Source organism: Winogradskyella sp. (assembly GCF_028282165.1).
Lineage (GTDB): Bacteria > Bacteroidota > Bacteroidia > Flavobacteriales > Flavobacteriaceae > Winogradskyella.
The window spans coordinates 40,123-49,149 of the sequence record NZ_JANQIM010000017.1; the positions used below are offsets into that span (position 1 = coordinate 40,123).

The window sequence follows — 9,027 nt, forward strand, 5'->3', positions numbered from 1 at the left end:
TAACACCACATTAAGACTTCTCAATAATCTTTTCCTTAATTTTAGGCTTCATTTAACTAACCCTAAACTAATGAATCGATTTTTTTCATTGCTTTTGCTCATTTGCACGGCAACTTTTTCTGCACAAGAATTTTCGATGGACATGGTAAAAAATATGACTCCAAGGAATATTGGTCCTGGAGGTATGTCTGGTCGTGTCACTGCTATAGATGTTGTTGTTGACAATCCTGACATCATGTATGTTGGAACGGCCTCTGGCGGTCTTTGGAAATCAACCTCAGGAGGTATAAAATGGGAACCTATTTTTGATAAGGAATTGACCGCTTCCATAGGCGCCGTTAAAATTCAACAGTCTAATCCTAGTGTCATATGGGTAGGGACAGGTGAAGGCAATCCTCGCAATTCATTAAATGGCGGTTATGGTATTTACAAGTCTTTAGATGGTGGAAAAACCTGGATGGCTATGGGTTTGGAAAAAACAAGGCATATCCACAGAATCATCGTCGATCCTACAAATCCCGACGTTGTTTATGTTGGAGCTATTGGTTCTCCTTGGGGCATACATCCCGAACGTGGCGTTTTTAAAACTATTGATGGTGGCAAAACATGGAATAAGATACTTTTTGCCAATAACAAAACAGGTGTAGCGGATTTAGTGATAGATCCAACTAATCCCAACAAGCTTATTGCTGCACTTTGGGAGCACAAGCGTGATCCTTGGTTTTTTAATTCTGGAGGCGAAGGTTCTGGACTTCATATTACCCATGATGGCGGAAAAACTTGGAAAAAAATAACGGATGAGGATGGGCTGCCTAAAGGAAACCTAGGTCGAATTGGTATAGCCATAGCCCCTGGAAAACCTAATATCGTTTACGCTCTTGTAGAAGCTAAGAAAAATGCTTTATATAAAAGCACCGACGGCGGTTTTAAATGGGAAAAAATAAACGATAAGAACGATATTGGTAATCGACCTTTTTATTACTCAGACATTTATGTCGATCCACAAAATGAAAACAGAGTTTATTCAATTTTTACTTACGTTAATGTCTCAGAAGATGGTGGTAAAAATTTCGTTCAATTGATGCCAGCATATGGTGTTAGCAATGGTGTGCATCCCGACCACCACGCTTGGTGGATACATCACGAAGATGGAAGCTTTATGATTGATGGTAATGATGGTGGTATGAATATCACTAAAGACGGTGGCAAAACATGGCGTTTTATTGGCAACTTACCAGTGGCACAATTCTATCATATTGCAATTGACAACGAATACCCTTACAATGTGTATGGCGGCATGCAAGACAACGGATCTTGGCGAGGACCTGCCTATGTTTGGCGTGCTCAAGGCATTAGGAACAGTTACTGGCAAGAAATAAGTTTCGGCGATGGTTTTGATGTAGTGCCGGACAGAGATGATTCGCGCTATGGTTGGTCCATGAGTCAACAAGGTTACGTTAGTCGCTACGATTGGCAAACAGGAAATAATTATGGTGTACGGCCTACACATCCAGATCCAGATGTGCGTTTACGATTCAACTGGAATTCGGCCATAAATATTGATCCTTTCGACAATAGCACCATTTACTTCGGAAGTCAATTTGTGCATAAATCAACTGATAAAGGAGAAACGTGGACCGTCATTTCCCCTGACCTATCCACCAACGATCCAGAAAAACAAAAACAAGCTGAAAGTGGTGGATTAACCATGGATGCCACTGGTGCCGAGAACCATTGTACCATTTTGGTGATAGAACCTTCAGTATTAGAAAAGGATATGCTCTGGGCCGGAACAGACGATGGTCGTGTTCATTATACAACTGATGGTGGTAAAAATTGGACTGAAGTGACCAAAAATATTAAAGGGTTACCTAATGGAAGTTGGATAGCCCAAATAAAGGCTTCGAATAAGAATAAAGGTGAAGCCCTCTTAATTGTAAACGATTATAGACGCTTCAACTATGAACCCTATGCTTTTAGAACAAAAAACTATGGTAAAACTTGGGAGCGCATTGTCGATGGAAATGATGTACAAAGCTACACATTAGCCATTGTTGAGGATTTGGTTGAACCTAACTTAATGTTTTTAGGTACCGACGATGGCTTATATATCTCTATCGATGCAGGTGAAAAATGGGCCAAATGGACAGAAGGCTTTCCTACGACTTCCGTCAAGGATTTGGTGATTCATCCAAGAGAACATGATTTAGTTATTGGAACTTTTGGAAGAGCAGCTTGGGTATTGGATGATATTAGCCCGTTACGCGAAATGGCCAAAAACAAAGCAGTGATGAATTCAACTATTAAATTGTTTAATCCGCCAACAGCTTACCAAGCGGCATACCAGCAACCAACAGGAAGTCGTTTCGGCGGAGATGCCCTATATAATGGAGAAAATCGTGATTATGGTGCAAGATTCACCTATCTTTTTAATAAAAAAGAACAGCCTAAAAATGAAGATACAGAAGATGACAGTATAGATGATGTGGATGAAAAAGAAGAAAATGTTGTCAAATGGGATTCGCTAACATTAAAACTGTACGATGGAGATCGTTTAATAAGAACTTTAAAACAAAAAGCCCCCGAAGAAAATGGTATTCATAAATGGACATGGTACATGAATGAAGCTGGTGCAGACTATCCATCACGCACCATTAGAAAGCGAACTAGAGAACCTCGCGGTGTCAATGTTATTCCAGGAATCTATAAAGCGGTTTTACACTATGGTGATTTTATGTCGGAAACTAAAATAACAATTGAATCCGACCCAAGACTTAATGTATCCCAAAACAATATTAATGAAGTGTATGCTTCGGCTAAGCAATTAGAAAAATTACAACAAACAGCAGCTGATGCAGTAAAACAGTTAGTTGAAAGCAAGACTATTGCTGAGGATTATAAAAAAGAACTCTCTAAACTAGATAAAGATAATTACAAGGACGAAATAGAGCTTTCAAAAGAAACTATAAAAGCTATAGATAGCCTCATTGATAGCTTTTTAGGCAAAGAAGATAAACGTCAAGGGATTACCAGAAATCCTGAGGTTACACCAATGCAACGTCTAGGATTGGCCAGGAATTATGTAAACAATAGTCAAACAGGGCTAACCCCAACAGAGACAACACTTATTAAACATGCAAAAGACGCTTTGGATAAAGTATTTGGAGACACCAATAATTTTTTCAATACCACTTGGAAAGACTATCAAACCAAGATGAGCCAAATTCAAATCAATCCGTTTAAAGAAATAAAAATTTTTAGTACAGATTAATCAATAAAATCAATTATATGAAATCAAAAATTTTAACCTTAATCATTCTTCTTTTTGTTTTCTCTTGTAAAGAGGACAAAAAAGATAAGGACGTCGCTGAGCGCGAAGTACAGCTTTATACGATTGAGCAATTTATGGACAACGAAGCCGTTGGTGGAGGAAGTTTCTCTTCGGACAATAGTAAACTTTTAGTTTCAAGTAATCGTACCGGGATCTACAATGCTTATACGGTTCCTGCAACAGGTGGTGAGATGACACCTATTACACAATCGGATAGTACATCTTATTTTGCAAATTCTTATTTCCCTGAAGATGACAGAATGTTGTTAAGCGCAGATGGAAATGGTGATGAAATTGATCATTTATATGTTAGGGAATTAGATGGAAGCATTAAGGATGTTACACCATTTGAAGGAGTTAAATCGAGTTTTTACGGATGGTCTAAAGATGATAAACATCTATACTATGGGTCCAATAAAAGAGACCCCAGATTTTTTGATGTGTATAAAATGTCCATAGACGATTACTCGTCAGAAATTCTCTATCAAAATAATGACGGCATGAATTTTTCGGGCATGTCCGAAGATGAGACCTACTTTGCACTATCCAAAACTGTTAACACCAACGATAGTGATTTGTTCATTTACGATGCCAATACAAAGGAAACCATTAAAGTAAATGATAATTTAAGTGCCAATTCTGCTCAGGATTTCTCTAAAGACAATAGTAAATTCTACTATACTACAGACGACGGTTCTGAGTTCTCTTATTTAATGTCTTATGATCTAGCAACGAAAGAAAAGAAAAAGGTCGTAGAAAAGTCTTGGGATATTCTAGGCAGTGGCTTTACTTCAGAGGGTACCTACATGGTCGTCTATGTTAATGATGATGGTAAAAATGTAATTGAAGTTACTAATACCGCAACTTCCCAGCTGTTAGACCTTCCAGACTTCGGAGATAAAAGTATAACAAGTGTTAGTTTTAGTGATGATGAAAAATGGATGCGAATGTACGTAGGTGGCTCTAATGCACCTTCAGATTTATACACGTATAATCTTGAAACAAAAGCACAACATAGAATCACCAATGTTCTAAATGACGATATTAATCCAAAAGATTTAGTAACTGCAAAAGTGATTAGATACAAATCATTTGATGGTGTTGAAATACCAGCCATTTATTATTTGCCGCATCAGGCATCAGAAGACAACAAAGTCCCTGCAATGGTTTGGGTACATGGGGGGCCAGGAGGGCAGACACGTCAAAACTTTAGTTCTTTAATGCAATATATGGTAAATCAAGGTTATGCTGTGTTAGCGGTCAATAACAGAGGAAGTAGTGGATATGGAAAAACATTCTTCCAAATGGACGACAGAAACCATGGCGAAGGTGATTTGCAAGATTGTGTGGAAGGCAAGAATTGGTTAGCTACACAACCTGAAATTGATGGTAATAAAATAGGTATTATTGGTGGTTCTTATGGTGGTTATATGACTATGGCCGCTTTAACTTACACTCCAGAAGAATTTGATGTTGGTGTCAATCTCTTTGGTGTTACCAACTGGATGCGTACCATGAAGAGTATTCCACCATATTGGGAATCCTTTAGAGAAGCGCTTTACAAAGAATTAGGCGATCCTTATTCGGCAGATTCGGTACGCTTAAAACGTATTTCACCTTTATTCCATACTGACAAAGTCACTAAGCCTTTAATCGTATTACAAGGTGCACAAGACCCAAGAGTGCTACAAGTGGAGTCTGATGAAATTGTAGCTGGCGTGCGAAAAAATGGAGTTCCTGTAGAGTATGTGCTATTTGAAGATGAAGGTCATGGCTTTATTAAAAAGGAAAATCAGATTGAAGCTTACAGCAGTATTGTGAAATTCTTGGATAAATATCTTAAAGAAGATAAACCCCTCGATGGTGAAATCGAGTCGCAAGAAATTGAAAGCGAATCCGAATAAATCATAATTTTACCGAACAAAGCTAAATAAGCTGTCTGGAATGCATGGATGAGATGTATTTCAGGCAGTTTTTTTACCCAAAAGTGCTTATGATAACGACTTTAGCTCTTCAATATTACCTACACCTAATTGAACCATATTATTCTTTAAGTCATCACTGAGAATATGGGTGACATGATCGGGACCATACCTACCTAATGCTGCAACTCCATATAAAAACGGTCGACCGAGCATCACAAAATCTGCACCTAGATATAAGGCACGCATTACATCCAATCCTGTACGCACACCACTATCAAACAATATAGGAACTTGCTTATCTACTATACACGCAATATCAGATAAAACCTCTATTGAAGCAGGCGCACCATTAAACTGACGTCCACCGTGATTAGATATCCAGATACCATCCAAACCGACCTCGATGGCTTTGTCAGCATCCTTTGGATGTAGAATTCCTTTTATTAGCACGGGACCATCCCAATAGGCCTTTAATGCTTTACAGTAATCCCAATCTAAAGTACCTCCTAATCGATTGCCAACAAAACCACTAACAAATTTAAAATCAGTTTGTTCAGTATAATCTTGAAGAGTTCGAAGCCTTGGCAACCCTCTGCGCAACGTATGATAAGTCCAAAACGGTTTCTTTATCCCATCCCATATTAGACCAGCTGTTATTTTTGGTGGCATACGCATTCCAGCTCGTTTTGTACGCTCGCGACGACTGGCCATTGGTACATCTGCTGTCACCACTAGGGTATGAATTCCTGATTGCTTTGCCCTGTCCAACAGTGCAAAGGCTAGTTCTAAAGACTTAGGTGGATATAATTGAAACCACCCTTGCTGTCCAACTACAGGACCAATGCGCTCAGGTGTTTCAGTGGCAACGGTACTAAGGCAAAATGGAATTTGAAGTCTATTTGCCGCTTTTGCAAGGATAAGCTCAGCTTCAGGCCAAATAAGACCAGTTAATCCTACTGGTGCTATACCAATAGGACTAGGATAGTGCCTATCAAACAATGTAGTACTGATATCAGCTTCTAAATGTCCTTTACAAAATCGTGGTTTAAATTGAACATTTTTAAAAGCCTGTCTATTGCGCTCTAATAAAGCTTCGTCACCTGTTCCAGACTCCAAATACTCCCATGCAACATGAGGTATTCTTTTCTTTGCTTCTCTGGCCAAATCCTCTATGGCAGGAAACTGATTAGAATACTGAGTTAGGTACTTTTGGTAAGACATTAAAGCAAATTAAAGACAGATTTATTCCATCCATTTTAGACTGCCATAGTCTTCTATTCTTATTTGTTTGCCTCGTGTTGAAATTAAGCCTTCCTTTTTAAACTGAGACAAAATTCTTATGGCAGACTCTGTAGCTGTACCCACTATACTTGCATAATCCTCACGAGATATTACTATGCTTAGATAATCTTCATCATCTGTACCAAAGTTATCATGGATGTACATCAAAATCTCTGCCATTCGACGCTTCACGGACTTCTGGGCCATATTCACCAAAGACTGATCCGATTCCTTTAAGTCGTGGGCCATTTCGCGTAAAACATCCATTGTGAATTTCGGATTTTTAGACAAATCCTCCATGATTTCGCTCTTTGGAATAAAGCACATCTCCATGTCGTTAAGTGCAACAGCACTAAGATTTGTCTTCTGCTCCGTTACTAAAGAACGTTTGCCCAACAAACCTCCTTTAACAACAAGTTTCACAACCTGATCCTTTCCGTTTTCACTTAACTTTGTTAATTTACAGACACCCGATTTAACACAATAAACCCCATTGAGTGTCTCTCCTTCTTCAAAAATTACCTGACCTTTTTTGAAGAATTTTCCTGTTTTACATGCCGAAACTCTAACGAGCTCCTCTCTTGTTAAGGATTTTAATGAATTAAATTCCCTAACAATGCATGATTCACATTTACTCATACCGATTTCATTAGTTCTATAAAGGTATGAAAAAAGCTGATAATTATCATCTTTTATATGTTAAGGATATATCACTTTTGTAATTGGGTATTAATGAGCAAATTATATTATGGAAAACAAGACCTGTTTTCATTGTGGTGATAACTGTGGTGACCATCCTATTTTATTTCAAGAAAAATCATTTTGCTGTAATGGCTGTAAAACAGTATTCGAAATATTCAGCGAGAATGATCTGACCTGCTATTACGATTTGCAGAACGCACCTGGTGCTATCCCAAAAGAGATTGAAGGCAAGTATGATTTTCTATCTCAGGAGAACATCATTGAAAAACTTACAGAATTTAGAGGCGATGCTGTTGAAATCGCGACACTTTATATTCCCCATATTCATTGTAGTTCGTGTATCTGGATTCTTGAAAACCTAAATAAGCTCAACCCAAATATCGCAGCATCTCAGGTAAATTTTGGAAAGAAAACTGTAAGAGTCACCTATAATTCTGAGACTACCGATTTAAAATCCATTGTTATATTATTAAGCTCTATAGGTTATGAACCCTACATTAGTTTAGACGATTTTGAATCTGGTAAAAAACACATTAACCGAACACTCATTTACAAACTTGGAGTCGCGGGTTTTGCCTTTGGAAATATTATGTTCTTGTCTTTCCCAGAGTATTTTGAAATTAATGAATTTTGGTTAGAAAAATACAAGCATTTTTTTAGGTGGCTCATGTTTGCATTAGCCGTTCCTGTGGTATTTTATTCTGCCCAGGATTATTTTATTTCTGCATTCAAAGGTCTAAAAGCAAAACTTTTGAATATTGATGTACCCATAGCCCTAGGTGTTTCAGTACTCTTTATTAGAAGTACGGTTGAAATCGCATTTGATTTAGGGTCTGGTTTTTTTGATAGTCTAGCCGGACTGGTATTCTTTCTTTTAGTAGGGAAATTTTTCCAGCAAAAAACCTATAATTTCCTTTCTTTTGAGCGCGATTATAAATCCTATTTCCCGATTGCCATCACAAAAATTGACAGAGATGGCAGCGAAAATGCCATTCAAGTCTATGATATTAAAAAAGGAAACCGTTTATTAATTAGGAACGAAGAATTAATTCCTGTAGATGGCATATTGATCAATGGAAGGGCAAAAATAGACTATAGCTTTGTTACCGGTGAATCTCAAACTGTTTCAAAACAATCTGGAGATAAGCTTTTCGCAGGAGGCAAACAAACAAATGGAGTTATTGAACTCGAAGCTCTTAAATCTGTTGAACAGAGTTATCTCACTCAGTTATGGAGCAATGATGTATTCAATAAGAATAAAGAAGATGACTTTACCAATATTACCAATGCTATCAGCAAACATTTCACTATAGCTATTCTTACTATTGCTATTATAGCAACAAGCTATTGGCTATTTACTGATGCAAGTAAAGCTATGAATGTCTTTACGGCGGTGTTGATTATTGCCTGCCCTTGTGCCATTGCGCTTTCCGCTCCATTTACTTTTGGAAATCTGTTGCGCATTTTTGGAAAACTGAAGTTCTACATTAAAAATGCTAGTGTTATTGAACAACTAGCTCGAATTAACACCGTGATTTTTGATAAAACTGGGACTATAACCTCTAATCAAAACAGCCATGCAGAATATGATGGTGACCGACTATCCGAGTCTGAAAGCTTAGTACTGAAGAATTCACTACGCGGATCCAATCATCCATTGAGTAGGACTTTATATAATATCCTAGAAGAACACAACATTATCACTCTCGATCAGTTTGAAGAGCATGTTGGTAAAGGTATTGAGGCCAAACACAACAATCTACATCTAAAAGTCGGATCTGCAACTTT

The 9,027-nt window shown here is 37.8% G+C and carries 5 protein-coding genes; 3 read left to right on the top strand and 2 right to left on the bottom strand.

Annotation, left to right across the window (positions count from 1 at the left end):
• The first annotated feature begins 70 nt into the window (after positions 1-70).
• Both Q0972_RS07590 and Q0972_RS07595 read left to right on the top strand, forming a co-directional pair.
• Entirely contained in the window at positions 71-3,271 is a 3,201-nt protein-coding gene (locus Q0972_RS07590; protein WP_299364404.1) for an exo-alpha-sialidase, read from the top strand.
• Between the two features lie 17 nt (positions 3,272-3,288).
• Positions 3,289-5,235, top strand: a complete 1,947-nt coding sequence (locus tag Q0972_RS07595) for a prolyl oligopeptidase family serine peptidase (RefSeq protein ID WP_299364407.1) — start codon at positions 3,289-3,291, stop codon at positions 5,233-5,235.
• Between the two features lie 87 nt (positions 5,236-5,322).
• Here Q0972_RS07595 and Q0972_RS07600 read toward each other — a convergent pair whose 3' ends face one another.
• Together Q0972_RS07600 and Q0972_RS07605 are read right to left on the bottom strand one after the other, a co-directional pair.
• Complete coding sequence (locus Q0972_RS07600; RefSeq protein WP_299364410.1) at positions 5,323-6,477, bottom strand: alpha-hydroxy acid oxidase; 1,155 nt, start codon at positions 6,475-6,477, stop codon at positions 5,323-5,325.
• Between the two features lie 21 nt (positions 6,478-6,498).
• Complete coding sequence (locus tag Q0972_RS07605; protein ID WP_299364412.1) at positions 6,499-7,176, bottom strand: Crp/Fnr family transcriptional regulator; 678 nt, start codon at positions 7,174-7,176, stop codon at positions 6,499-6,501.
• Positions 7,177-7,285: 109 nt separating this feature from the next.
• Here Q0972_RS07605 and Q0972_RS07610 point away from each other — a divergent pair.
• The coding region (locus Q0972_RS07610) for a heavy metal translocating P-type ATPase metal-binding domain-containing protein (RefSeq protein WP_299364416.1) at positions 7,286-9,027 on the top strand (1,742 nt) is incomplete at its 3' end.